Origin of the sequence: Nocardioides sp. zg-1230, assembly GCF_013155335.1 — a bacterium.
Lineage (GTDB): Bacteria > Actinomycetota > Actinomycetes > Propionibacteriales > Nocardioidaceae > Nocardioides.
Genome location: NZ_JABJQZ010000002.1, coordinates 553,415 through 576,707, shown reverse-complemented (window position 1 = coordinate 576,707; position 23,293 = coordinate 553,415). Strand labels below are relative to the sequence as shown.

25 protein-coding genes are annotated in these 23,293 nt (G+C 66.6%); 12 read left to right on the top strand and 13 right to left on the bottom strand.

Annotated elements, in window-relative coordinates:
• The first annotated feature begins 33 nt into the window (after positions 1–33).
• The gene (locus tag HOO61_RS10800; protein WP_172258675.1) at positions 34–864 is read left to right on the top strand and encodes an alpha/beta fold hydrolase; all 831 of its coding nucleotides are present in this window, start codon (positions 34–36) and stop codon (positions 862–864) included.
• 10 nt (positions 865–874) lie between these two features.
• Here HOO61_RS10800 and HOO61_RS10795 read toward each other — a convergent pair whose 3' ends face one another.
• Positions 875–1,078, bottom strand: coding sequence for a hypothetical protein (locus HOO61_RS10795; RefSeq protein ID WP_172258674.1), 204 nt, complete (start codon positions 1,076–1,078; stop codon positions 875–877).
• Positions 1,079–1,261: 183 nt separating this feature from the next.
• On the opposite strand from HOO61_RS10795, the gene HOO61_RS10790 reads away from it, so the two are divergent.
• A complete protein-coding gene (locus HOO61_RS10790) occupies positions 1,262–1,708 on the top strand; it encodes a DUF6326 family protein (RefSeq protein WP_367650121.1) in 447 nt (148 codons plus the stop codon).
• A gap of 25 nt (positions 1,709–1,733) precedes the next feature.
• On the opposite strand, the gene HOO61_RS10785 is transcribed toward HOO61_RS10790, so the two are convergent.
• A complete protein-coding gene (locus HOO61_RS10785; RefSeq protein ID WP_172258673.1) occupies positions 1,734–4,250 on the bottom strand; it encodes a M14 family zinc carboxypeptidase in 2,517 nt (838 codons plus the stop codon).
• Positions 4,251–4,439: 189 nt separating this feature from the next.
• On the opposite strand from HOO61_RS10785, the gene HOO61_RS10780 reads away from it, so the two are divergent.
• Positions 4,440–6,413, top strand: coding sequence for a prolyl oligopeptidase family serine peptidase (locus HOO61_RS10780; RefSeq protein WP_216658784.1), 1,974 nt, complete (start codon positions 4,440–4,442; stop codon positions 6,411–6,413).
• Here HOO61_RS10780 and HOO61_RS10775 read toward each other — a convergent pair.
• The 4 genes from HOO61_RS10775 to HOO61_RS10760 all read right to left on the bottom strand — a co-directional run bounded on the left by HOO61_RS10775 (position 6,389) and on the right by HOO61_RS10760 (position 9,838).
• Positions 6,389–6,652, bottom strand: coding sequence for a hypothetical protein (locus tag HOO61_RS10775; protein WP_172258671.1), 264 nt, complete (start codon positions 6,650–6,652; stop codon positions 6,389–6,391). The genes HOO61_RS10780 and HOO61_RS10775 overlap by 25 nt on opposite strands.
• Before the next feature lie 16 nt (positions 6,653–6,668).
• On the bottom strand, positions 6,669–6,860 hold the full coding sequence (locus HOO61_RS10770; RefSeq protein ID WP_172258670.1) for a hypothetical protein: 192 nt from the start codon (positions 6,858–6,860) through the stop codon (positions 6,669–6,671).
• A 91-nt stretch (positions 6,861–6,951) separates the two neighbouring features.
• Positions 6,952–7,602 (bottom strand): Crp/Fnr family transcriptional regulator, encoded by a 651-nt coding sequence (locus tag HOO61_RS10765; RefSeq protein WP_172258669.1) that lies wholly within the window; start codon positions 7,600–7,602, stop codon positions 6,952–6,954.
• 4 nt (positions 7,603–7,606) lie between these two features.
• Positions 7,607–9,838 (bottom strand): GAF domain-containing protein, encoded by a 2,232-nt coding sequence (locus HOO61_RS10760; protein ID WP_172258668.1) that lies wholly within the window; start codon positions 9,836–9,838, stop codon positions 7,607–7,609.
• A gap of 291 nt (positions 9,839–10,129) precedes the next feature.
• Here HOO61_RS10760 and HOO61_RS10755 point away from each other — a divergent pair, with 291 nt between their 5' ends.
• Complete coding sequence (locus HOO61_RS10755; RefSeq protein WP_172258667.1) at positions 10,130–10,606, top strand: DUF4160 domain-containing protein; 477 nt, start codon at positions 10,130–10,132, stop codon at positions 10,604–10,606.
• A 139-nt stretch (positions 10,607–10,745) separates the two neighbouring features.
• On the opposite strand, the gene HOO61_RS10750 is transcribed toward HOO61_RS10755, so the two are convergent.
• From HOO61_RS10750 to HOO61_RS10735, 4 genes are all read right to left on the bottom strand, one after another.
• Complete coding sequence (locus HOO61_RS10750) at positions 10,746–10,916, bottom strand: hypothetical protein (protein WP_172258666.1); 171 nt, start codon at positions 10,914–10,916, stop codon at positions 10,746–10,748.
• Positions 10,917–10,976: 60 nt separating this feature from the next.
• Positions 10,977–11,756, bottom strand: a complete 780-nt coding sequence (locus HOO61_RS10745; RefSeq protein ID WP_172258665.1) for a hypothetical protein — start codon at positions 11,754–11,756, stop codon at positions 10,977–10,979.
• Positions 11,756–12,004: a hypothetical protein gene (locus tag HOO61_RS10740; RefSeq protein ID WP_172258664.1), complete on the bottom strand. Its 249-nt coding sequence runs from the start codon at positions 12,002–12,004 to the stop codon at positions 11,756–11,758. The genes HOO61_RS10745 and HOO61_RS10740 overlap by 1 nt, the downstream gene beginning before the upstream one ends.
• 891 nt (positions 12,005–12,895) lie before the next feature.
• The gene (locus HOO61_RS10735) at positions 12,896–13,588 is read right to left on the bottom strand and encodes a hypothetical protein (protein ID WP_172258663.1); all 693 of its coding nucleotides are present in this window, start codon (positions 13,586–13,588) and stop codon (positions 12,896–12,898) included.
• A 388-nt stretch (positions 13,589–13,976) separates the two neighbouring features.
• Here HOO61_RS10735 and HOO61_RS10730 point away from each other — a divergent pair, with 388 nt between their 5' ends.
• The 5 genes from HOO61_RS10730 to HOO61_RS10710 all read left to right on the top strand — a co-directional run bounded on the left by HOO61_RS10730 (position 13,977) and on the right by HOO61_RS10710 (position 18,400).
• Positions 13,977–14,903, top strand: coding sequence for a 5'-nucleotidase (locus HOO61_RS10730; RefSeq protein WP_172258862.1), 927 nt, complete (start codon positions 13,977–13,979; stop codon positions 14,901–14,903).
• Positions 14,904–15,305: 402 nt separating this feature from the next.
• The gene (locus HOO61_RS24855) at positions 15,306–16,229 is read left to right on the top strand and encodes a hypothetical protein (protein ID WP_172258662.1); all 924 of its coding nucleotides are present in this window, start codon (positions 15,306–15,308) and stop codon (positions 16,227–16,229) included.
• Between the two features lie 365 nt (positions 16,230–16,594).
• Positions 16,595–17,095 (top strand): hypothetical protein, encoded by a 501-nt coding sequence (locus HOO61_RS10720; RefSeq protein WP_172258661.1) that lies wholly within the window; start codon positions 16,595–16,597, stop codon positions 17,093–17,095.
• A 139-nt stretch (positions 17,096–17,234) separates the two neighbouring features.
• Positions 17,235–17,672 carry a hypothetical protein gene (locus HOO61_RS10715; RefSeq protein WP_172258660.1) on the top strand — a complete coding sequence of 146 codons (438 nt, stop codon included), beginning with the start codon at positions 17,235–17,237 and terminating at the stop codon, positions 17,670–17,672.
• 182 nt (positions 17,673–17,854) lie between these two features.
• Positions 17,855–18,400, top strand: a complete 546-nt coding sequence (locus HOO61_RS10710) for a hypothetical protein (protein ID WP_172258659.1) — start codon at positions 17,855–17,857, stop codon at positions 18,398–18,400.
• A 94-nt stretch (positions 18,401–18,494) separates the two neighbouring features.
• Here HOO61_RS10710 and HOO61_RS10705 read toward each other — a convergent pair whose 3' ends face one another.
• The gene (locus tag HOO61_RS10705; RefSeq protein ID WP_216658783.1) at positions 18,495–18,710 is read right to left on the bottom strand and encodes a hypothetical protein; all 216 of its coding nucleotides are present in this window, start codon (positions 18,708–18,710) and stop codon (positions 18,495–18,497) included.
• A 132-nt stretch (positions 18,711–18,842) separates the two neighbouring features.
• Here HOO61_RS10705 and HOO61_RS10700 point away from each other — a divergent pair, with 132 nt between their 5' ends.
• Entirely contained in the window at positions 18,843–19,283 is a 441-nt protein-coding gene (locus HOO61_RS10700; RefSeq protein ID WP_172258658.1) for a hypothetical protein, read from the top strand.
• A gap of 159 nt (positions 19,284–19,442) precedes the next feature.
• Positions 19,443–20,132 carry a hypothetical protein gene (locus HOO61_RS10695; protein ID WP_172258657.1) on the top strand — a complete coding sequence of 230 codons (690 nt, stop codon included), beginning with the start codon at positions 19,443–19,445 and terminating at the stop codon, positions 20,130–20,132.
• A gap of 89 nt (positions 20,133–20,221) precedes the next feature.
• On the opposite strand, the gene HOO61_RS10690 is transcribed toward HOO61_RS10695, so the two are convergent.
• Entirely contained in the window at positions 20,222–21,100 is an 879-nt protein-coding gene (locus HOO61_RS10690) for a hypothetical protein (RefSeq protein WP_172258656.1), read from the bottom strand.
• 326 nt (positions 21,101–21,426) lie between these two features.
• Between HOO61_RS10690 and HOO61_RS10685 the strand changes: the two genes are divergently transcribed.
• Positions 21,427–21,897, top strand: a complete 471-nt coding sequence (locus tag HOO61_RS10685) for a hypothetical protein (RefSeq protein WP_172258655.1) — start codon at positions 21,427–21,429, stop codon at positions 21,895–21,897.
• A 336-nt stretch (positions 21,898–22,233) separates the two neighbouring features.
• On the opposite strand, the gene HOO61_RS10680 is transcribed toward HOO61_RS10685, so the two are convergent.
• Positions 22,234–23,139 carry a tyrosine-type recombinase/integrase gene (locus tag HOO61_RS10680; protein WP_172258654.1) on the bottom strand — a complete coding sequence of 302 codons (906 nt, stop codon included), beginning with the start codon at positions 23,137–23,139 and terminating at the stop codon, positions 22,234–22,236.
• Positions 23,140–23,293 lie beyond the last annotated feature (154 nt).

Sequence of the window (23,293 nt, the reverse complement as noted above, 5' to 3'; positions counted from 1 at the left end):
AGGCTTATCCTCGAGACACCGGAGGAGGCGCTGATGCAGTCGACGACGATGGTCACGACCGGGGATGGTCGAGCTCTGGCGGTCTGCGAGTGGGGGCCCGCTGACGGCAGTCCGATCTTCTGGCTGCACGGCACTCCGGGCAGCCGGTACCTGCGTCACCCGGGCGACCGTTACGAGCGTGCCGGGCTGCGCGTGCTCACCTACGACCGGCCGGGCTACGGCGAGTCGACCCGCGCACCCGGGCGCACCGTGTCCGACTCCGCGGCAGACGTGACCGCCATCGCGGACGCCTTCGGGCTCGACCGTTTCGGGGTGGCGGGAGTCTCCGGCGGAGGACCTCCCGCGCTCGCCGTCGCCGCCCTGGCCACGGATCGGGTGACCCGCTGCGCAGCGATCGTGTGTGGTCCTCCCCCGGAAGCCGACGGCCTGGACTTCCTCGCCGACCTGACCGAGGAGGATCGCGCGTTCTGGCGACAGGCCAGCGAGCGCGGCGAGGAGTACCTGCTCGGCGAGTTCGAGGACGCGGCGGCCTGGGTGCGAGCGGGGATGCCCGACCTCGGGTCCGGGACACCGGGCTATCGAGAGATGCTGCAGGAAGCCTTCGCCGAGGGGGTTCGCTCGGGCCCGTGGGGCTTCGTCGACGACTTTCTGGCCGTGACCACCGCATGGGGCTTCGCAATCGGCGACGTCGCGGTGCCGACCAAGGTGATGCTGGCTCGTGAGGACACGTCGGTCCCGCCGAGTCATGCAGCGTGGTGGTCGCAGCACCTGACCAACGGGGAGGTGGTCTGGGTGGACGGCGACCACTTCGGGCCCCGCGACGCGCAGGAGATGGAGCTGCTGGCATGGGTCGGCGGCGCGTAGCCCTCGCGCGCTAACCCGTCGGCGTACCGCTGCCCACCGAGCGCGCACGGGCACGAGCGCGCGCCGGGACGTAGAGCGCGAGCGTCAGCACGACCGCCAGCGCGGAGACCAGCGGGGCGGTCATGGCCAGCAGCGAAGCCCCAGCCACCAGCACGGCGAGCGTGGCGGCCGCGTCGGCGACCGTGCCGCGTGTGGTGGACAGCTGATGGCTCACCCTCCCAATGTGGGTGAGAACCCCGGATCGTGCGCCCCACGGGCACCCCAGATCAGCCGGAGATCAGCCGAATGGACGAGGAACCACCGTCCCAGCGGCCGGAGAGGCGTGCCCGCAGACCGATGGCACCGAGCAGCCGTCCGGAGATCGTGGCACCAACGACCCGAGAAGAAGGAAGAGACCGTGAGCACTTCGACCATGACCTCGACAGAGACGACGACAGCCCTGCACGATCCGCCGATGCCGGTCAGGTCACGGCTCGCCGCGACCTGGGCCAGTTTCATGTTCTTCTACGTCTACGTCGACCACCTGCACCTCTACAAGCCCGGCGCCATCGAGGACATCCTGGCCGGCGTCGTCTTCGAGTTCGACATCAGCCAGACCTTCGCCTTCACCTCGCTCGCGCTCGTGGGGATCCCGGCCCTCATGGTCGTGCTGTCCACGGCGTTGCCGGCCCGGGCGAACCGCACGCTCAACCTCGTCGTGGCATCGCTCTACATCCCCGTGTCGGTGTTCAACCTGTCCGGCGGGTCCTGGCTGTGGTTCTACGGCCTCGGCGTCGTGGTCGAGGTGATCCTGCTCGCCTACATCCTCCGCTCCGCGTGGGCGTGGCCCCGCACGGCGTCGTAGACGCCGTACGGGCCAGGCACGCGACCTAGAGGGTGGACCAGACGAGCGCCCGTCCGACGAGGGCGTACTGACCCTTGGGGTGGGCCCGGTACAGCGGTTCGCTGCCGAACAGCACCACGCCGGCACCGGTCTCGTCCTCGCCCCGGACCACCACGGCCTGACCACGCGCGGCCTCGGGGCCGCCCGTGCCGTCGGGCCTTGCCCGCCAGTGCCCCGAGACCAGGGGGCCGTCGATGCTGTAGGTCTGCTCGACGGTCACGTCGCTGCCGAGCCCGGTGAACCAGGACGGAGCGCTGACGAAGGTGTGCGGGGTCGCTCGGTCGGTGAGCGGACCGCCGGAGTTGTCGACGCGTACGACGCCGTTCGCGTCGGGCCTGCCGGCGACCCGGGAGGCCACGAGGAGCCCGGCGGCCTGGTTGAACGTGGCGCCGGTGGCGCCTCGCGTGACGACGCCACCCCCGGACTCGAGGAACGCGGTGAAAGCGGCTCGCGCCTGCGGCGTCAGGGCGGCGTACGACAGCCCGCTGGAGACGAACAGGGTGTCCACACCGGTCCAGTCGAACCCGCTGTTCAGGGTCGTCGTCGACACCTGCTGCACTGTGAAGCCCATCTCCGCCAACGCGAAGAGCTCGTCCGGCGGAGCCGCAGCCGCGATGACCGTCTCCTCCATCGGCGTCCCACCGGTGCTCCCCGCGGCGCGGAGGACCACGCCGTACCGGTCGGCGACCTCCGCCACGACAGCGGGGTCCGGGGCGGGCAGCACGACGGTTCCCTGGTCCGTCCACTGGACCTCGGTCCCCGTACCGGTGAGGTAGTTCAGGGCCTCGACGTCCTTCGGGTCGTCGAGACGGAGCTCGAGCGGACCGCTGCCCTCGACGCTGCCGGTGCCGTCGGCGACCGCGACCGGCTTGCTCACGACGGAGAGAGCACCGTCCTCGACGGTGTCCACGGTGGCGCCCCAGAGCAGGCTGAGGCTCCAGCCGGAGATGTCGTACATCTGGTCGACCCGGTCACTGATGTCGGAGCCCTCGTCGAGGATCACGTTGGCCAGGCCGCGCTTCGGCTGGTGCATGTCCACGACGTAGCTGCCGGCGGGGTACTGCTTCCCTCCGGCCGAGAACGCCTTCGTGGCCCTCGCGACGTCCACGTCGTTGGCGACGAGGTGGTCGACGAGCCGGGCTGCGGCGACGGCCGATCGCTGGTCCGCGCCGGCCGGGATCACGTAGGCGCGGGGGAAGTCGGTGGTGTAGACGTCCTCGGGACCGATCTCGGGGAACAGGTCGGAGGTGACTTCCCGCTGCTCCTCCCCTGCGGCACCGCGGCGGAAGATCTCGATTTGATCGGCGATCAGCTCGGCGCGGTTCTCGTCGGCGTACGCGATGGAGGCGCGGACGGCCGCCTCGGCGACGTCGGTGTTGATGGCGCTCCGCCGGCGCAGCTCGTCCACCGGCAAGTTGTAGGAGGCGTTGTTGACCCGCAGCGGGATCTCGACGGTGTGCGAGACGGTGCCGTGGAAGGCGGCGTACTGCGGGGTGAAGATCGGCGGCCAGTCGTCCCAGCCCTCGTCCCAGTCGCGGAACGGGATCACCGCGGGCTGGACCCCGTCCCTCGCCGGGGTGTAGCCGAGACCGTTCACGGCGGCCTCCATCCCGAGACCGTTGGGGTAGGCGTGCTTGATGAACAGGTCGTACTCGTAGTTCTCACCGTGCGGCGGTGTCGTGGGCTCGATGAGCGTGCCGTTGACGTACCCGTGCAGGTCGAGCATCACGAGGGGCTGGGTGTCGATCAGCGCCTGGCGCACGCCCCGCACCTCTGGCTGGCTGCCCGTGATGAAGTCGCGGTTCATGTCGAACCCGTTGCCGTTGGCGCGCGTGTTGGCCACCCGGCCGTCGGGGTTCATCGTCACGACGAAGTAGAGACGGGTCCGGTCCAGCAGCGACTCGACCGCCGGGTCGTCACTCGTCGCCAGGTCCTCGATGACGCGCAGGTTGGCGTCGGCCCCCTCGAACTCGTTGCCGTGGATGTTGCCGTTGAAGAACAGCGGGGCCTTGTAGCCCTTGACGATGCTCGCGTCGCGGGTGGCCTGCGCGGCCTGGTCCACGATGCGCCGACGCAGCTGCTCCTGACGCCGGGCCTGTCCCGGAGACTCGGGGGACGTGACCGTGACCAGGTAGACGTCACGCCCGCGCGCGGTCTCGGCGATGACCTCGGCACTGACCCGGTCGCTGGCCTGCTGCAGCTCATTCAGCTTCGGGGCGATCTCGTGGTACGGCACGAGCCCGAGCTTGATCGCGGCGTCGGACGGGTCGGCCGGCGGCTCCTCCAGGACGGTCTGGCGCGGGAACGCACGGTCGACGCCCCGGGCGACGTCGAGCGCCTTGCCGGCGCCCGGATCCGGGGCGTGGTCGACGCGGAGGTCGCGAGACTCCTGCTCGCGGACCGGGTGGTCCTCGCGTGGATCGGCCGCGGCGGGCGCGACCGCGGCCAGCAGGCCGAGGGCGAGGGCCGAGGTGAGGACTGACGTACGCCTGCGGTGGTTCATGGCTTCTCCCCGCGCTAGGAACAAGCTAAAAGTAAAACACCGGCGTCCGGCCAGCAGCAGGCCCAATTTTGGTGGTTCGCTTCCTGGCCCGGCGTGGTAGAGCGACAACAGTTCTCGCGGGTCGCGTGTCGTACCTCGTGGCGTGCGGGCTGCGGCATCATCGGGCGCATCGAGCGGAGGGACGGGATGGTGAGGGTCGATCCGGGCAGTGGGTTCTGGTTTCACGGCGAGTGGATCCCTGATCCCTACGAATGGCTCGAACGGTTCGACGACGCCGAGGTGATGGACTGGATCGCGGAGCAGGAGACGGCCACTCACGTGCTCCTCGACGCGGTCCCGGCGCGGGACCGGTTCCGCGCCGCCGTGAGCCGTGCGTCGCGCTACGAGCGGCTGTCCCGGCCGGTGCGCGCGGGCGGACGCGAGTTCGTCTGGCAGGCCGCACCCGACGACGAGAAGCTCGCGTTGCGGATGCGCCGCGAGGCGGACGGGCCGCTCGAGACCGTCCTCGACCCGAACACCTGGCCGACCGCCGAGGCGCTCGTGTACGCCGTACCGTCACCCGACGGCAGGTTGGTCGCCTTCGGCACGGCGACCGGAAGCACCCACGACGCGCGGATCCAGGTCCTCGAGATCGACACCGGAACCGTTCTCGCCGACGAGCCCAGCGGCACGAGCCACTATCGCCCCGCATGGCGACCGGACTCGGGGTCGTTCTTCTATCCCGCGGTTGCCGACGCGAACGAAGTCATCCTCGAGCACCGCATCGGCACGGCTCAGGATCGGCAGGTCTTCGGCGGTCACGCCGACTACTGGTGCTGGGTCGACGTGACCGAGTGTGGCCGGTACGCCGTCCTGTACCAGTGGGACTTCGTCCACGCGAACACCGTGTCCCTGCTCAGGCTGGCCGACGACGAGCTGCTGCCGGTGACGACGACCATGCAAGCCGTGAACCAGGTCCAGGTGGTCGACGACGACCTGCTCATCGTCACCGACCTCGAGGCACCGCGCGGCCGGCTGTGCAGGGCACCACTGATGAGCCCAACCGTGTGGCACACCGTCATCGCCGAGGGCAACGACACCCTGCAGACCGTCAGCGGGATCGGTGGGCGCTTGTACGCGGTCTACTCCCACGCCGCGTCGCACCGAATCACCGTGCACGCCCCAGACGGCGCCAAGATCCGCGATGTCGCACTGCCCGGTCTCGGATCGGTCAACGGGAACGAGGGGGGCGGGGTCGTCAGCGGCGTCACCGGAAGCTGGAACGGCGACGAGGTGTGGGTCGAGTTCCAGTCATTCGTCCAACCCTTGTCGATCTACCGCTACGACTTCGATGACGACGAGCTCACGGGCTACCACGTGCCTGATGGGGCGATCGACGCCGTGACCGAACAGGTCTGGTACGAGTCGAAGGACGGCACGCAGGTCTCGATGTTCATCGTGCGGCCCAGAGGGGCCGACGGACCACTGCCGACGCGGATCAGCGGGTACGGCGGGTTCAACATCGACATCTCGCCGTGGTACTCACCCGTCCACGCGGTCTGGCTCGAGAACGGCGGAGCCCTTGCCTTCCCCAACATCCGCGGCGGCGGTGAGTACGGACGGGAGTGGCACGAGGCCGCCATCAAGACCAACCGGCAGAACGCGTTCGACGACTACATCGCCGCCGCCCGTTGGCTCGTGGACAACGGCTGCACGACGACCGGCCAGCTGGTCTCGCGCGGGAACAGCAATGGCGGCATCCTCGTGGCTGTCACCGCCCTGCAGGCGCCGGACGCGTTCCGGGCCGTCTTCTGCCGGGCGCCGACGCTGGACATGATCCGGTTCACCCGGTTCGACAACGGCCGAACCGCGACCGTCGAGCTCGGCTCGCCCGAGGACCCGGTCGAAGGTGCGTACCTCGCCGGGTACTCGCCGTACCACAACGTCCGGCCAGGGGTCCGGTACCCGGCGATCGCGTTCGTGCCGGCGATGAACGACACGTTGGCGCCGCCGTACGACCCGGTGAAGATGGTCGCCCGGATGCAGGCAGACGCCACCGACGGCGGGCCGTACCTGCTGCTGCCGCTGCGCGACTCCGGACACGGCGGCGGCACCACCCGGTCCGCGCTGATCGAGCAGGACGTCGACGAGCTGTGCTTCTACGCCTGGGCGCCGGCGACGTGATCCGGACCGTCCTTCGCAAGAAGCTCGTCAGCGGCGTCGCGCAGGGCTGCGGCGCACTGTCGGTGGACGACCACGGTGACGGGAGTGGGCTCCCAGTAGTGCACGCGTGCCGCCTCCCGGCTGGCCGCGTCGTCTTCGTGCTGCGCCAGACGCAGCAGCTCCTGACGCAGCGCGTCGTGGAGCAGGTGGGTCTGGGTGGCGTGCTGGGTGGCGGGCTGCGTGGCGGGCTGGGTGGACATGGTCGGCTCCGTCCGGTCAGCCGTAGGCGTGCGAGAGGTGGACCAGCTTCCAGAGGCGGGTGCGCCGGCTGGCGGACGCGGTCGCGGCACCGACGTTGCTGCGGCGCTTTGACTGCCTGAGCTCGCGGGCGAGGCGCTGGTGGTCCGCCTCGCGGAGGCGGTCGGCGATGATGACTCGGCTGATGGCTTCGGCTTCGTAGGGGGACATGTCGGGCTCCTTCGCTGGGATCTGGGTGATGAACCGATCCTGAGCCGCTGCCATGGAAAGTTCTGTTCGCCCGAAGACACTCCGCCCTTTCTCAGGGACTGAGTCTGCGCAGCTCCGCCCGGTCGAGGACCTCGATCCGTGAGCGGCTCAGGCGGACCACGTCGCGGTCCGCGAGCCGCTGCAGGACCTGGTTGACCGGCGGCCGCGTCGCACCCACCAGGTCCGCGAGCTGGGCCTGGCTGAGCGGGATCACGACGGCGCCGTCGCCCCCGCCGTAGGCATCTGCGAGGTCCAGGAGACGGCGGCAGACCCGGTGATCCAAGCTCTCGTACATGGTCTCGAGGAGTCGCCGGCTGAGGAGGTCGATCCGATCGGCCAGGAGCGTGGACACGACCCGCTCGATGCCCGGGTTGTGCTCGCAGAGCCGGTCGAAAGCCGTAACCGCGACCGCGAGTGTCCGGCTCTGCTCGAGCGCCGTCACCGTCGCCGTGCGACGTCTGTCGGTGCGCAGCAGCGCAAGCTCGCCGAAGTAGTCCCCGGGCGAGAGGACCGTGAAGGTCGCGGCGGCGCCCGACGCCAGTGTGCCGCTCACGGCCAGGTGGCCGCGTTCGACGAGGTGCAGCGAGTCCGCCGGGTCGCCCTCGTGGCACAAGATCTCGTTGCGCGCGAACGTGCGGGGGTGGGCGAGGGCGAGGAACGCCTCCCGATCCTCGGCTCGCAGCGGTTCGAGCAGCCGCCACACGGCGTCAGTGAAGCACACCGACCCGAGCAAGGGCGTCGAGCAGTGCGCCGCGCCCGACCGGCTTCACGAGGTAGGCCGCGGCCCCCAGCGCGGCGCCGCGTTGCTGCTCGTCCACGATCGACACCACGATCACGGGGATGTCGCGGGTCTCGGGGTCCTGCTTGAGGGCGGTCAGCACCGCCCAGCCGTCCATGCCCGGCAGCCTGATGTCCAGCAGCACCGCGCTCGGCCGGCTCCAGCGCACGGCCTCGAGCCCAGCCGCCCCGTCGCGCGCGGCGATGACCCGCACCGAGGCGCCGTCGAGGAAGGCCGTGAACAGATCGAGCGAGGGTCGGTCGTCCTCGATCACCACGACCTCGCACATCCCGGAGGTCGACACCGGAGCGGCGGCGTCGTCGCTGGTGCGCGACGGAAGCGTGAAGCCGAAGGTGCTGCCGACACCCACCTCGCTCTCCAGCCACATCCGGCCGCCGAGCAGCTCGACGATGCGGCGCGACAGGGTCAGCCCGAGTCCGGTGCCCTCCTCGCGGGAGGGACCCCGCCCGCCCTGTTGGAAGGACTCGAAGATGCGCTCACGATCCACCTCCGGGACGCCGACCCCGGTATCGGTCACCGTGACCTCGATGTCGATCGGCGTACGCCGTGCCCGCACCGTCACCGAGCCGCCGTCGCCGGTGAACTTGACGGCGTTCGTCACGAGGTTGAGCACGACCTGCTTGAGCCGCAGCTGGTCGGAGTACGCCTGGACCAGGCCCGGCTCGACGTCGACGGTGAGGTCGACCCCGTGCGCCGTCGCCCGCTCACGGAGCATGGTCACCGCCTCCTCGAGGAGCAGGCGCAGGTCGAACGCGGAGTAGTCGAGCTCCATCCGTCCGGCTTCGACCTTCGAGAGGTCGAGGATCTCGTTCAGCAGCTCGAGCAGGTGCTTCCCGGAGCCATGGATGTCGCGCAGGTACTCCTCCTGTCGTTCGTTGATGTCGCCGAACATGCGCTCGAGCAGCACCTCCGAGAAGCCGAGCACCGCGTTGAGCGGGGTGCGCAGCTCGTGCGACATGCTCGCCAGGAACTCCGACTTGTGCCGGCTCGCCAGCTCCAGCGCCAGGCTCTGCTCCTTCAGCTCCCGGAAGAGCTGGGCGTTCAGCAGCGTCAGCGCCGACTGGCTGGCGAAGGTCTCCAGGAGGTCGACGACCTCCGGGGAGAAGTCGCCGGTGCGCTTGCGCCGCACGATCAGCGAGCCGACGATCGTGTCCTCGCGAAGCAGGGGGACGGCGACGAGGGAGGACCACCCGGCGCCGTGCAGGATCGCCAGGTGCGGGTCGAGCTCGACGGCCGTGAGGTCGGGGACGACGATGGGGCGCCGCTCCAGCGCAGCTCTCCCGACGAGCGTCGTGTCGAGGTCGATCCTCACGGAGCGCAGCTGCTCGACGACCTCGGGAGCCGTGCGGTGGACGCTGCGCACGACGAACCGGCGTTCTCGCTCGTCGTACTCCATGATCGAGCCACCGTCGGTGCCGGACAGTGCGACCGCATGCTCGGCGATCGTGTCGAGAACGTCCTGGAGGTCGAGGGTGGAGCTGACTGCCTCGCCGACCGCGCGGAGCGCCTCCAGCTCGTCGACCTTGCGGGCCAGCTCCGCTCCTCGCATCTCCAGCTGCTGGACCAGCCCGACTCCGTTGACGGCAATGGCCGCCTGGACGGCGAACGCGCTGACGATGCCCACCTCTCGGTCGTCGAACGGGCGGACCTCGTTGCGCCACACGTTGAGGGCGCCGACGACCGCGTCGTCGACGATCAGAGGGGCGGCGATCACGGTGCGGAAGCCCGCCGATCTCTGCAGGTCGTGGCGGCCGAAGTCCGGGTCGGCCAGCACGTCGCGGATCTGGAGCGTCCTCCGCTCCAGACCGACGCGTCCGGTGAGGGTCTCCCGGTCCATGGAGATCGGGTGCTCGGTCAGCACCCGCCGGGACTCCTCGGACATCCCGACCGTCTCCATGAGGCGGAACGTGTCGCCTTCCAAGAGGTAGAGGTGCGCGGCCTCCGACCGGCACAGCCTGCGCGCGTTCTCGACGATGGTCGTGAGCACCGCGTCCGGATCCGCGGTCGACCGGCCCATGGCCTCGAGCACCTCGGACGTGGCGCCGAACTGGTCAGCCAGGGCGTCATAGTCCCGGCGGAGCCGCTCGTGCTCCGCGGCGCTGACGGTTCCCCGGTCCGGGAACGGTGCAGGTTCGACCACGGGCGGTCCCTCCCTGCGGTCGGGCACCCCTCGACCGCACCGACCAGTCTCCACCCGCGTCGCCAGGGTCGGCAACCACCGGGCGAGTCTGCCAGCGCCCGGTTGGTCGGGGCTGGACCGCTTCTGGCCCGAGTCACCCTGGGAGGGCAAGAGACCCGTTCGCCTAGGGACGGTCGACGATGTGGGCCATTGGCGGCGGAATGGGCTAGGTCTGGATGTCACGGATTCACGCAACAGTCCCGTCACCGAGAACAGTCGATTAGGTCGTCCCCGGGCTGGGAGACTTACCCCGTGAAGGACACCGACCTGACTCCGCGCGAGCGAGCCGGGTACAACCTCGGCGAGCCGGCAGGATGGGAGTTGGCCGAGTCGGAGGACCGCCTCGAGGCCGACGACGTATTGGGGCGACTCGTCGCGATTACGCTCTTCGAGTTCGGCGAGAACAAGGACGACTGGTCGGTCGCATTCAACGACGATGGTTTCATCACCGCCCTGGTCGCGGACGGCAAACTTTTCGACGGTGGCATCAGCGTCCACGTATGGCCGAATGACCACCCGCCGCCGCACGTGCACATCCTCAAGAAGTCCGAGCCCGACCACGAGTACATCAAGATCAACCTCGAGACCGCCGAGATCGACGGTGACCTGCCGCCCTGGGCGAACTCTAAGCAGGTGAAGAAGATGAAAGCTCTCGTCAGGAGGCACCACGGACTGTTCGCTGGGTGGTGGGAGAAGAACCACGGCGACGTTGTCACGCTGTTGGCTTGAGGGCTGAATGGGTGACGCAGGTTCAGTCCAATCCACTAGCGGCTTGACGCGCTACCCGCCCGCAGGCGGGCTGGCCTCGCCCATTGCTTGCTGCGTACGAGGAGGGACGAACGGCCCTTCAGGGCTGGATACTCTGAGCTCAGCGGGCAGTGCGCAGCATGGCAGTGACAGCCGCCTGGCGCTTCTCTACTGGCAGGCTCCGCAAGCCGGTCATTCGCGTGCTCTCAGCCGAGCGGACCATGAGTCCCTTCTTGGGGGCGGACACAGTGGAGCCCTTGCGAGTCACGCGCAGGTGCTTCTTCTTCGCCATGTGTGCTCCTCCAGCCGTGCACCTGATGGTGCGAGATCGACTCTACCTGTGAAGCGAAGGCTAGGTGCGACCACCGACAGCGCGAATCCGAATGCCGATCGCGACGGCGAGGAGCACCAGTTGGCCTACTAGCAAGGCTCTCAACGTCCACTCAAAGGAGCCTTGGTCAAGTCCCAGGACTAGCGCGGCCGCTGTCGCAAGCAGGACCGTCGCGACCGCGAAGTTCACGAGTCGGGGAGCGAGCAAAAGGCGGGATACCAACGGATGCTCGGGACCTCTGGCCACGAGCGCGATGAGGACGGCTGGGACAGCGAGCATCACCGCTGCGACGGCGGCTGCTCGATCGGCTTCTTGTATCGCGTCGAAGAGCCGGTCGGTCCAGATGCACCCTGCACCGAGGAGCAACGAGGCAACGATCGCGCCAGCGACAGTCTGGTTGACAAGCCCCGCGGCGGCAGGGCGTAACTCCAGATCGGCGAACGACAAGGACCCAAGCGGCGTCTTCTCGCCGCTGATGTGCGCCGTCGGCCCCGTCGCCGGCGAGATTAGGACTTCCCGCGTGACCAACTCTCCCCTGTCATCCGTGTCCGAGACTCGAGCGGTGAGGCCAGCGATTGCCAAACCAGGCGGGGCGTGTATCTCAACGTGCCAACTGGCAACACTGGACCACGCAGCCCCCTCGAACCGATAGCCGTGAACTGTGGCTAGGGCATTGAACTGCTCGCCCTCACCGATGTCGCCCTCATGTTGCAGCTTCACCAGCGAGCGTGAGCCGACGAAGTCGTTGGGCACCTCAACGACAAGAAGGAAGTTAGCCGCGAGATCGCTGGCGATAGCCATTAGCTCGCACCGCCGTCGCCCGCTTTGGAAAGAGTTCGACCCAAGCGCTGCAGTTCCGGGTAGGCGGCGTCGGCGTCCGTGGCGAACACGATTCTGTGCAGGGTTAGCCCCTCGCGATCTGTTAAGTCGCGGCCGAGGAGCCCGGTCAGGTAGGAGGTCAGAGCCGCCTGCGCGAGGCGGCCGTTGTCGTCTCTTCCCCACACGGACAGGGCCGTGCCACTGGCATCGGTCACGTCGAGGCGTTTCAAGGACTGTTTTCGAATTGTGGCAAGAGGCACAGCAGTCCGGCCCCTGCTCGCAGGTATGGCGAGCGACTGGTCGACTGTGAAATCCCACGAAATTCTCTGACGCGTCTCGCCGTGCTCTTCAAGTGAGTAGGTCTCAACTCGTCGGTGAGTCCATTCCTGCTGAGTGCTGATCAGTTCGAGTGCTTTGCGTCCGTCGGACCATCCGGACCGGACGCGCTCGAGGTGGGTACTACCATCGCTCGGTGGCTCCGCTTGAAGCCAATCGCGTAGGGACGCTCGCAGTCGTTGACCTAGCGCGTCCAGTGCAGACACCGACTCATCCCCCGATTCGCCATCTCGAGCTTCCGCTCGCACCGTATCGGTGGAAAGCCAACTAACCGAGGTCAACTCGCAGTGAGGTCTCCGATGCCACAGCAACTCATGACGGCGACAAGCGGCGGAAAGACACACGTTTGATCGCGTGACGGTCAACCAAGATCCTTGGTCGGCACTTCGGTGGCGGGACGGCGTGCGCGTTTCGGCGCCCCGCGTTCCCACCAGTCGATCGGCGGGCCTTCATGCAGCTGGCCCGCGGTGACCTGGACGTTGCCGATGTTGCAGAACTTCCATAGCTCTTTCGCGGCACGCGAGTACTGGAACAGGACCTCGTCGACGTCGAAGGCCTCAAGTTCGCCGCTGCGGAACCGGTCGATCGCTTCGGCTGCGTGCGCGAGAGTTCGGCGAGCTTCGCTTCGTGGTAGGCCGCTACCGCCTCGCGTGCCTCGCGACGATCCGACTTCTGGGACACGAACTGAGGCTAATGCGAATCAATAAGAATTCGTGCACTGATCGCGGGCAGATCCGGACGTTCGCATCGGCGCGTCCAGACTTGCGCGTATGGATCGTGGAGTTCTAACGGTCACCGCCGGGCAACACGTCTTCTCGGTTCGACGACGTCGACTTACCACCTGCCCTAGACGGTCGGCCCGAGTCTGGTAGCAGGAACCCAATGGACACGCCGCCGACCCACAACACCATGAGCATGAGGCCGACGAAGACAAGCGGCGCGAGAAGGGCCAACACGAGGATTACTCCCAGGACGATGGTCCAGCGGCGCCAGCCGAGCGCGTTCCTGCCCGCGGTAGTCGCCGCAATGAGTGCGGCACCACCGAATCCAGCGAACCACAGCACAATGGGGTGAGCAACGAAGGAGGACACTCGAACTGCCAGCCCGAGCTCCGCGTCCATGGGCACCGACTCGTTGTTCAAGGACAAGGCCAGGGGTGGGGCCGCGAAGATCGCGCCGCCGACCAGAAGAACCGTCGCAGTGATGGAGCCTGCGATCCGAACGCCGTGTGACGCCTGGCCAGCGCCTCCCTTATGAAGGAGTTGAGCCAATCCGACGACGAACGCGATGAACAGCAGCACGGAGACCCCGCACAGCGTGGCCGCAACGATCGCTTGAACCCGATTTTCGGAGTCGGTCCAGAAGTCGAGGGCACCTTGATTTGAAGTCGAGATGTCAGGGGTGTCCAGCATGGTGAAGTAGACGAAATAGATCAGCGCGAACGCTAGCCCTGTCAGCCCCGTGAGTCTCTTGTTCATGACACTCCTCCCGGTGGTATGGGATGGTCGACAACGCTACTCCCGGTTGTTGGTGGCGCCCATGCCACGAGGGCGCAGCCTCATTGCCTGGTCCTCGCTCGTAGGCTGTGATCGTCCGATCCGCCTGGTCGACGCCGGTCGCGGCCGACGCCTCAATAACCGAGTCTCGGCAGATCCGGACGTCCCCGACAGGCGGCGGAATGCCGTAGCTCCTGAGCCTCGCTTCGGTTCCCGCCCTGCCCCATCCCGCTCGTTCCCGCCCTGCCCCATCCCGCTCTCGCGTAACACGTCTGGCTCCGCGCCGATCTCGCGTAACACGTCTGGCTCCGCGCCGACAGCAGTCCCTCCTACGGCACTGTTGAACTCGTACGCTGGAGCCGTGGCAACGATGTGGACCGACACCCTCGTGATCGGGGTGGCTTCGAGCGCACTCTTCGACTTGACCGAATCGCATGCCGTCTTCGACGAATACGGCGAGGACGAGTACAGGGCTTTTCAAGAGGCGCAGTACGAAGAGCAGCTCGCGCCCGGCATCGCGTTCCCGTTCATCAGGCGCCTGCTCGGTCTGAACGACTTGGCTACCGGGCAATCACCGGTAGTCGAGGTGATCGTCCTGTCGCGAAATGACCCTGAGACCGGGGCTCGAGTCATGCGGTCAATCGAGACGCACGGACTCCCGATGACGAGGGCTGTCTTCACGCAGGGACGTTCGCCATACAAGTACATGCCGGCTTTTGGGATGAAGCTCTTCCTCTCCGCGAATCCGAAGGACGTCGCGGAAGCTATTGGGCTCGACTTCCCGGCTGGACAGGTCGTGGGGTCGGTGGGCGATCTGGCCGCCGACGATCCTGACGACCGCGATCTACGAATCGCCTTCGACTTCGATGCCGTCCTGGCGGACGACTCGGCGGAGAAGGTCTACGTCGCCGAGGGCATCGAGGGCTATCACGAGCATGAAACGACCATGGCCGAGGTCCCGTTGCCACCCGGTCCCATGAAGGACCTGCTCGCGGCCATCAACCGAATCCAGGACCTCGAAGATGCGAGGGCGAAGGATGATGACAGCTACGCCCGCCGCCTCTTCGTCTCAATCGTCACGGCACGGAACGCGCCCGCATACGCACGAGCCATCAAGTCGTTGAAGTCATGGGGACTGCGCGTCAACGACGGATTCTTCTTGGGCGGTTGGGAGAAGAGCTCCGTGTTGGAGATCTTGAAACCACACATTTTCTTCGACGACCAGATGTCGCACCTCGAAGGGACTCGGAGCTTGGTACCCAGCGTCCACGTCCCATTCGGCGTCAAGAACTCCTAGCGCGCCCTAGTTAACGCAAACTGAGGCAGGGCGCTGGACCCGACAGTGACCGACTATCCGCGGTCGGTGCGCGCCGGTTCGCGGCGGTATGACGCGGCTTGGTTGTCTGCACGACCTCACCGGGCGCACCATGAAGTACAGGAGTTGAACAACCCAACTCCCAAAATTGCATGGCTCAAGCTACGGAGCTTTCAGATCGCGAGAGCGAGTAGCGAGCTGATGCCCAAACACGCCGGCCGCGGGCCGTGTGTATGAGTTGTCCGGGAGGGTGGGGAGCCAATGAGCGTTGGCATCAGAATGCATGCACTCTGGCTTGTTACGTCGTTGGCGGTCGCCAGCCCTCATGGGGCGGGGAGCGGATCCGGTTCGCCAATAGGGATAGAGGCGACCTGCCTCGCTCAGGTGGCGACGATCGTCGGTAGGCCGGAGATGGAACTGCTCGAAGGCACTGACGGTGCTGACGTGATCGTCACGAACGGCGCTATCGAGGTCGACGCGCACGGCGGGGACGATCTGGTGTGCGTCACTGGAAAGGCTCCTCCGTTCGGGGCGTCCGTCGTGCTTGGCCCCGGATCGGATCAGCTCCTGGGCAACCTCTCTGGAGACGACTATGTCTACGCGGATGATGAAGCCGAGGGCGAGGTGGATCGCGACATCATCTTCACCGGTGGGGGCAACGACTATGTGGCGACCGGTAGCCAGGAACGTGGCGCCATCGCTAGCCAAGACCAGATCGAATTAGGTGGAGGCCGCGACCACCTCAACCTCAACGGCCCAGTTTCGTTGGCGGCAACTAGCTCTGGTGGCGCCGGTCGCGACCTCATCTACTGGCCCGCGATCGCGCCGCGTGGTGTTGCTGTGGCTGTCGACAATGTCCGTGAGGAGTTGCGCCTGAACGATGACGTCGTCATGGAGTGGGACGGATTTGAGATCTTCAGGGCACTACCGGGGATCCAGGGACCCTTCACCTTTCGGGGCTCAAGCCAGGGCGAGACGCTCGGAGGCCCGGTCTTCTTCGTGGAGGATCGGTGGAAGGTCGACGTGCGGATGGGCGGTGGGCGAGACTGGGTGACAATCATCATCACGGGCGCTGGCGCAGGTACCCAGATCGATGGCGGCGGTGGTGCAGATCGACTCATCGCTCATTCACTGGACAGCGCCGTCGTCCGTGGTGGCGTGGCCATATACGGCAGAGCTGGCAACGACCGGCTGATTGGAAGCGATCGGAGCGACCGTCTGCGAGGTGGTCGCGGGCACGACGTTGCCGACGGGCGGGACGCAACCGATCAGTGCAGGGCTGAGGTTCGCACGCGCTGCGAGTCCTGAGGGGCAGGCTTGCACTTGTCGATGTCTGCACTTCTAAGGGCGACAGGCTAATCCGTCACCGTCGGTTTGGAGTTGGTGACCAACGAGTGCCTGACCCGAGCTCCGGCACATTAGAGGAAGATCCACTACTCCGAGACGCGCCGACAGGCGGCGGAACGACGCTCCGGCTCGTCAACACGGTTGCTGGAGTTCACTGGATTCGTGCCGTGCACTAAGCCCGCCGGAGCAGGTGCGCACTGCGCCGACGTCAGGAACTCCTTGCGCCGTTCCGCTGACGGCGGCCTATTCCCGTGTCTAGCCTCACGGGTCGACAAGTCGCCACTCCGTGATGCGGAACAGCGGCACCACCAACACACGGGGGACCAATGAACGACCAGCCCTACCCGCCCGCAGACACGACGACGGCCCCGACGCAGCCGCCTGCCGACGTACCTGTGGCTGGTCAGCAAGCAGCCCCTCCGCCGCCGGCCAAGCCGGTCTTCGCGCCGGGAAAGTCGCCGAGCGGGGGAGCGGACTGGCGCAAGATCGTCGTCCCGCTCGTCGCGGCGCTCGTGGCTGTCCTTGCCGTCTGGGCCTACACCGCCGCGCCCGAGGGCGGAGCCTTCGCCGACGCGCGCAGCGACATCGAGTCGATGGACGACGCGAACAACGCCCGCACTGAGGGAGCGCCGCAGCAAGAGGTCGTCAACGGCTGGACCACCATCGAGTACCTCAACCTGCTCTCCACCCAGCAGGAGCACGACAACGACCGCCGCGACATGCTCCTGCTCCTTATGCTTCTGAGCGGCCTGACCGCGTTCACCTACACGCAGGCACAGCGCCGAGCAGGCCGCGAGGACGACGAGCCAGGCGACGCCCATCGGTAGCCCCGGCTCGACCCGCCGAGCCACAGGACGACATCCCCGGTGATTCAGCGGGCGCGGCACCTCGTCCGGGACCTGACGCTCACGCGGCGGAATGACGCGCTGCGCGTTGAGTGTCGGTGGCTGGCTGCACACTGAACTCATGACTGACTGGATCGACCCAAACGGCTGGCCTCGCGATCGCTACTCAGGTGTGGGTGGCGGCCAGTACACCGGAGTTGGTGGCGGCCTCTATACGGGAGTCGGTGGCGGCGCTTACACAGGTGTCGGTGGTGGTGCCTACACGGGTGTTGGCGGAGGGGCGTACACCGGGGTCGGTGGTGGCCTCTATACCGGTGTTGGCGGCGGTTGCTACACCGGCGTTGGCAGTGGCCTGTACACCGGTGTTGGCGGCGGTTGCTACACGGGCGTTGGCGGCGGTCTCTATACCGGGGTTGGGGGCGGGGCCTACTCGGGGGTCTCAAGTCCCACGCCGCGACGAAACTGGCCGCCAATCCCGATCTTGCTCGCTCACCTTCGTCGCATCGGCCTCGACGCTCACGCCGACCTTGTCGCCGGCGTCTACGGGATCGACGGCTGATCGACCGCCTCGCGCTAGGCGTCAGCGGGCCGAATGGCGACGGCTCGGGGCTTAGCGATGACTGAGCGATAGCGGCGGCATGACGCGCTGCCAGGTCGAGCAATCGATACTCTTCCTCGACTTTGTGCTCGCGGTTGGCCAAACGACTGCGCTGCCCACCCGCTATGGAAGAGAGCCCAGCAATGGAGTGGTGGAACGCAGTCCTGCCCGTCGTCACGCTCGTCATCGGTTACGTCGGCACGTTGGTGACCGAAGCCGCACGGGGCAGCCGTGATCGCCGCATCGCCAAGGAAGACCGCGAGGATGCGCTGAGCGTGGCGCACGCCGCAGAGCGGCGCGCGTTTGAGCTGCAGACCTTGACGGACCTCAAAGCCGCGCTAGCCGACCTGGGGCGCGCGGCGGGCAGGGCTCATCATTTCGACCTCATGGCAGCACGAGAGAACGGAAGTGCGACCATGCCGAGTACGCAACTTCCAGAGGACGTCAACGCGGCCCTTTTTGACACGAACGGACGCGTCCAGTCGCTCGTGGGGCTCGTCATGGACGAGGCTGCTAGGACTAAGGTCAGCGAGTTCACCTCGGCTGTTGCTCGGCTCGGGGCGACAAGCCGACCAGAGACCCAGGCCGAGAGGGAACTTCTAGCCGCAGTTGAGCTGCTCGAAGAGGCTCAGCGGCTGCTGTCTGAGCGAATCCGCTCCATCTACGGAGGGCAGGCGAGCAACTCGTGATCCAACGCGCCGGCGGGGGTGCTGGCCCATCCACACGGCGGAAGGACGTGCCCAGGGGCGAAACGACGCACCCATTGCGGGCAGGTACGGCGATTCAAACTCCGCGGAGGTATCCGTATTTCTGCGGCTCGGCCAGGACCGCATCCACGGTGGCGGCAGCGCTGCTATCGCTGAAGACCGCCCTCAAGACCTCGATCGCCGCATTTCGATCGCCCGCTTCGATCGCGGCATCCCACTGCTCGATTAGGTCCGCTGTTACGAGGGCTTCGTTCACCGTCATGCCGCGGAGGTTTGGACGCTGCTCACCCACGCCTTCACAGTACGGCTCAGAGTCGCCCGCAGGCAGACCGGACGTCCCCGGCAGGCGGCGAAAGGACGCGGGACGGAGCCAACTCCCGGGTGTCGCTCGGCGTCGTTAGGGTCGAGGAACCAGCCCGCGCGAGTGGAAGAAGCCGTGAACACACACCCGACCGAAGAGACCGTCCTATCGATTCTCCGCGAGGCCCTGCTTGCGGCGTTGTCCACGTTGGACGGTGCCGCCGATGGGACGATCTTGCCCGAGCAGGTCTCAGCTCACCTCATGCAGTGGGAGACGACATTCGACCAATATCGGGCGCGCCTACCAGAGTCGGCACAGCACATGAGCCGCTCCGTCCGGATGGCACTTGGCGAAGCTCTCGGCGGTGTTGCGCTAGCGAGCCTCGACGACCGAATGGTCGGGCACGAACTGAGCCAACACGACGAGCAATGGAACGAAACCGCGCGTCGCTACTTGCTGGACTGCCTGAAGTGGATCGATGCGTGGGCCGCGCGTTCGCGACTTCCGTTTTTTCAGCCCAGGCTTCCGAGTTTCGACGCATGGCTTGACGCCAGGCAGCACTGAGTGGACGCCATCCGCGGCACCCTCGAATCGGCGCCAACAGGCGGCGGAAGGATGCGGTGATGGGTGCGGGCTAGCGCCCCGACGGCGCGGCACGTTGAACCCGCGGATCAGGGGTCGAAAGAGCAGTTGCGAATCGGGTCGACCGATAACCTCGCGTTCATGCATCCGGACTGGTTCGACTGGCTCAATCTAGTTGTCACAGTCCTCGCCTCGCTCGTGCCAGCTTCGTTAGCCATCGCCCTTTGGCGGTCGGATCGCAACGAGTCCATTCGGGGCCGCCGGGACGCGGCCACCAGAGAGTTCGTTCACCTCTTGGCCGTTGGCGACCCCGTCCTTGTGAGGTTCAGGGACTTCACTCATTTCGCCGACGTAATGGGAAGAGGTGCCATCGGGCTGCTTCTGCTCATTAGTCGCTACATGGAGTGGGACAGAGACTACGAGGAGCCCGACGAGTCCGGCCGGCCGCGTGAACCTCGGATTGACCTCTCCGTCGACGTCACCGACGCGATTCGACGCTGGAACATGGATCCGGCCTATCGCGCAGACCTCACCGAGGCGGCACTCGCGAACGGGGAGGTGTATCCCGAACCTGAGGACAACCGGATCATCTCACCGTCGACAAGACGCGCGGCTGAGGACAAGATCTTGAAGGATCCGGCGTACCGGGTGTGGCTGGCCGGCACCAGGCTGGCGCCGGCACGGATCCGCTGGCGGCGAATGCGCGACAGGCTGGCGCGGCGCAAACATTCCCCGAACGAGCCCTTGAACCCACTCGCCACGAAGACCTACCTCGAAGATGAGGAGATCGGTGGCGACCACTGGTTGCGCGAACGGACGACCGCCGACTGACGGAACACCGCGAAGCTCCAGGCGACGCTTCGAGTGATTCGGGTGCTACAGATCCGGACATTCGAAAGGCGGCGGATAGACGCGGGTTCCTACTCGTCGCTTGGGTGGTTCACGTCGATTACGAATCGCGCCCAGCCAGTCCGGTCGACTTCATCGCGATGCTTTTTCCAGTCAAACACCTTGAGTAACCCCCCGGTCACTGTCCCAGCGTGCGGTAGAGCAAGATTGAGCAGCGGGATCCCAGCTCGGCCGACGGTCTCCCGGAGGCTCGCCTTCGCAGGCAAGTCGCGTAGTGCCTTCCTTGCGTACTCATCAGCGAGGCGCGTGATCGATCGCGCACGTTCGCTCGCCTCTTCTCCGCTGTCGTCTATCTCCTGCGACAAGAACCGGCGGAACGACTCAACTTCGGGATGGCCACGAAGTTCCTCGATGCTTCGGTGATAGCTACCGCGACGATTCCATCGGTTGGGGACACGGATCGACCCGAGCTCGTGGGCCACATCGATGTGCTGCTCGGTGAAGGTTGAGCGTGGTGGTGGCGCTAGCTCTTCGAGGGCTCCGCCCAGAGACTGAACAGCGAGACTGTTTGTCAGCACGTCTACTCCCTCGCGTTGCAGTGACGCCGCGATACCTATATCAGCGAAAGCTGTCCGCACATCTGCGGCATTTCCGGTGATCGGTAGGCCCGGCGGCAGAGCCTGTAGCGGTCTCGAGTGGTTGTCGATGGTGCACGCAGGATCGCCTCCTGTGATGCTGAAGAGCGCTTGCTGCCAGCCATCCCAGCGGAAGTCGCCGTATTGGGCCTGCTCTGACAGTTCAACGAACTGTTCGACCGCCACGGATGCCGTCTTCATCAGTTGATCGTCGTCTTCGAGGAACTCCACATACTCCAACTTGCGCATATCTGACGGACACGTGGCGCGACTCAGAAACAGCAGGCGGTCGTAACAAAGCAGCAGCCCGTTCACGTCCTCCAAGACTGGGTTGGGTAGATGCTCCCGCCGTCCGCGCGGCCGTTGATAGTCATACCCGATCGGACCCGAGAGGCCCACGAAGAGAGTCCGCACCTAGCGATTCTCTCCGCCGCAGCAAGTCCCCGCCAGAGGCCCAGCGCGAGTCGGGCCAGATCGCGCGGACAGGCGGTGACTTGAGGGCGTGGCCGTTACTCAGTCCTGGCCTGTCAAGCAGGCACACAGGGCGGCTTGGCTGACGCTCGGGGGACCGCAGCCGAAGGACGCACCTCGCAGCGACAACGCCGGGCGTCAGGGGCGGCGCGTACCCCTACGATCTCTAAGTGGCTAGTTCCAAAGGCGCTGACGGCGAACAGGTTCTTGAACTGCTGGCGCTACATGGCTATTTCCTCAACGCAAGCTTCCTTCGTGACGTGTTCATGCGCAGGGTCAGGCGCGCGCAGTCATCGGAAGCAATCGATCCCGTCACCTTCATGGACGACCAGATCTCAATGAGCCTCTGGTACGCCACGCTCTACGTCGTCATCGAAGGGTGGCGACAAGCGAAACTCGCCGACCCCGACGTCGATGCACTATTGGCCGACAACCACGCTGACCGTCTGCGGCGCTTCCGCAACCAGGTGTTCCACTACCAGCGCGAGTACGACAACCCGCGGTTGCTCGACTTCCTCGGGGAGGACGACGCCGACGCGAAGGCTGCGACGGATTGGGTAAGGCGGACCCACGCCGCTCTGGGCACAGCCATCGAGAGAGCAGTTGAAGAGCGACTGGGCCACACTGTCCCTCGGTTCTAACGCCTGAGGTGCTTCGTCAAGTGCCAAACCGAGTCGCCTCGTCCTTGCACGCGCGCGACGCGGGTCGTAGTTTCACCGATGCGGCGGAATGGGACAGGCTGAGGCAAGACACTCCATGTCTCGAACGGACAACTGGAGGAGTCCTCTCGCGAAGTAGTTGACGGCCTGATCGACGGCCTGTTGTTCGTGCTGGGCACTACGGAGCACTTCGAACAGGCGATCCAAGACGCGACGAGCTGATCGCGTGGCGGTACCGTCACAGACGCACAACACGACGCTGGGGTGTGCGTCTTAGTGGACGTTGGCATGCCCTCCATTGCCACCGATGTCCCCCATCTAAACCCCGGCGACGTAGGCGGTGAGGAAGTGGACGCCGTGACGGTCTAGGTTTCCGCGGGCACGGTCGTAGTGCTCGGTGGTACGCGGGTCGGCGTGGCGGGCGAGGATCTGCGCGTCGCGCAGTGGCACGCCGGCGTCGAGAGCGTTGGTGATCGCGGCGTGGCGTAGCGAGTGTGGGCTGATGTGACGTGGGATGGCCGCCGCTTTCGCGATGCGGGCGACCATTCGGTAGGCGTCTCGGCGGTCGATGGGGTTGCCCGACACGGGGCGCAGGATGAGTCGGCCCTCGGTCCGGCTGCCGCGGCAGGCTTCGAGGACGCGCAGCACGGGCACGGTGATGGGCATGGTGGCGGGCTTGTCGCCCTTCCCGACGAGGTGCAGCACTCGATGCCCGCGAAGTGTTTCGGCGTAGTCCTCGATCCGGACCGCGGCTGCCTCGGATGCTCGTAGGGCGTTGATGCCGAGCAGGAATGCCAGCGCTCCGTGGTGGACGGTGAGCGTTTGGGAGACTTGGAGGAAGCGGATGAGCTCGAGCCGGTCCAGTCCTTGGGTGCGGGATTCGTCGCGGTGCACTCTTGGCAGGCGTGCGTAGACAGCCGGGTCGGACACGATGAGTCCGTCGATGTGGGCGTACTTGAAGTAGCCGCGGACGGCGTGCATCGAGGTGATGACAGAGGACGCGATCAGGCCGGCTTGTGCGAGGTGTCGGATGTAGAGCTCGATGTGGGCTCGCCGGATCCCGACGAGCGGGTCGAGGGCGTTGCTTTCGCACCAGACGAACCAGCGCCGCAGTTGGGAGGCGTACAACGTGTGGGTGTGCCCGGAGTAGCGGGCGAGATAGGAGACGGCCGCGAGCTGGGCTGGCGTCATCGCATCGGGCTGGAACGGCAGGATCGTGTTCATCGGTGTCACCCTGGCGGAGTCGGGCAAGCCCCGACCTGGTCCGCCGAATGAGGACGAGGCACTTGCCCGAGGCTAGGTCCGCGCCGTTGCCTAAGACTCAGTCGGACAGGCATCGCGGCGATATGACGCGGCCAAGCACGCTACCCGGGCTCGG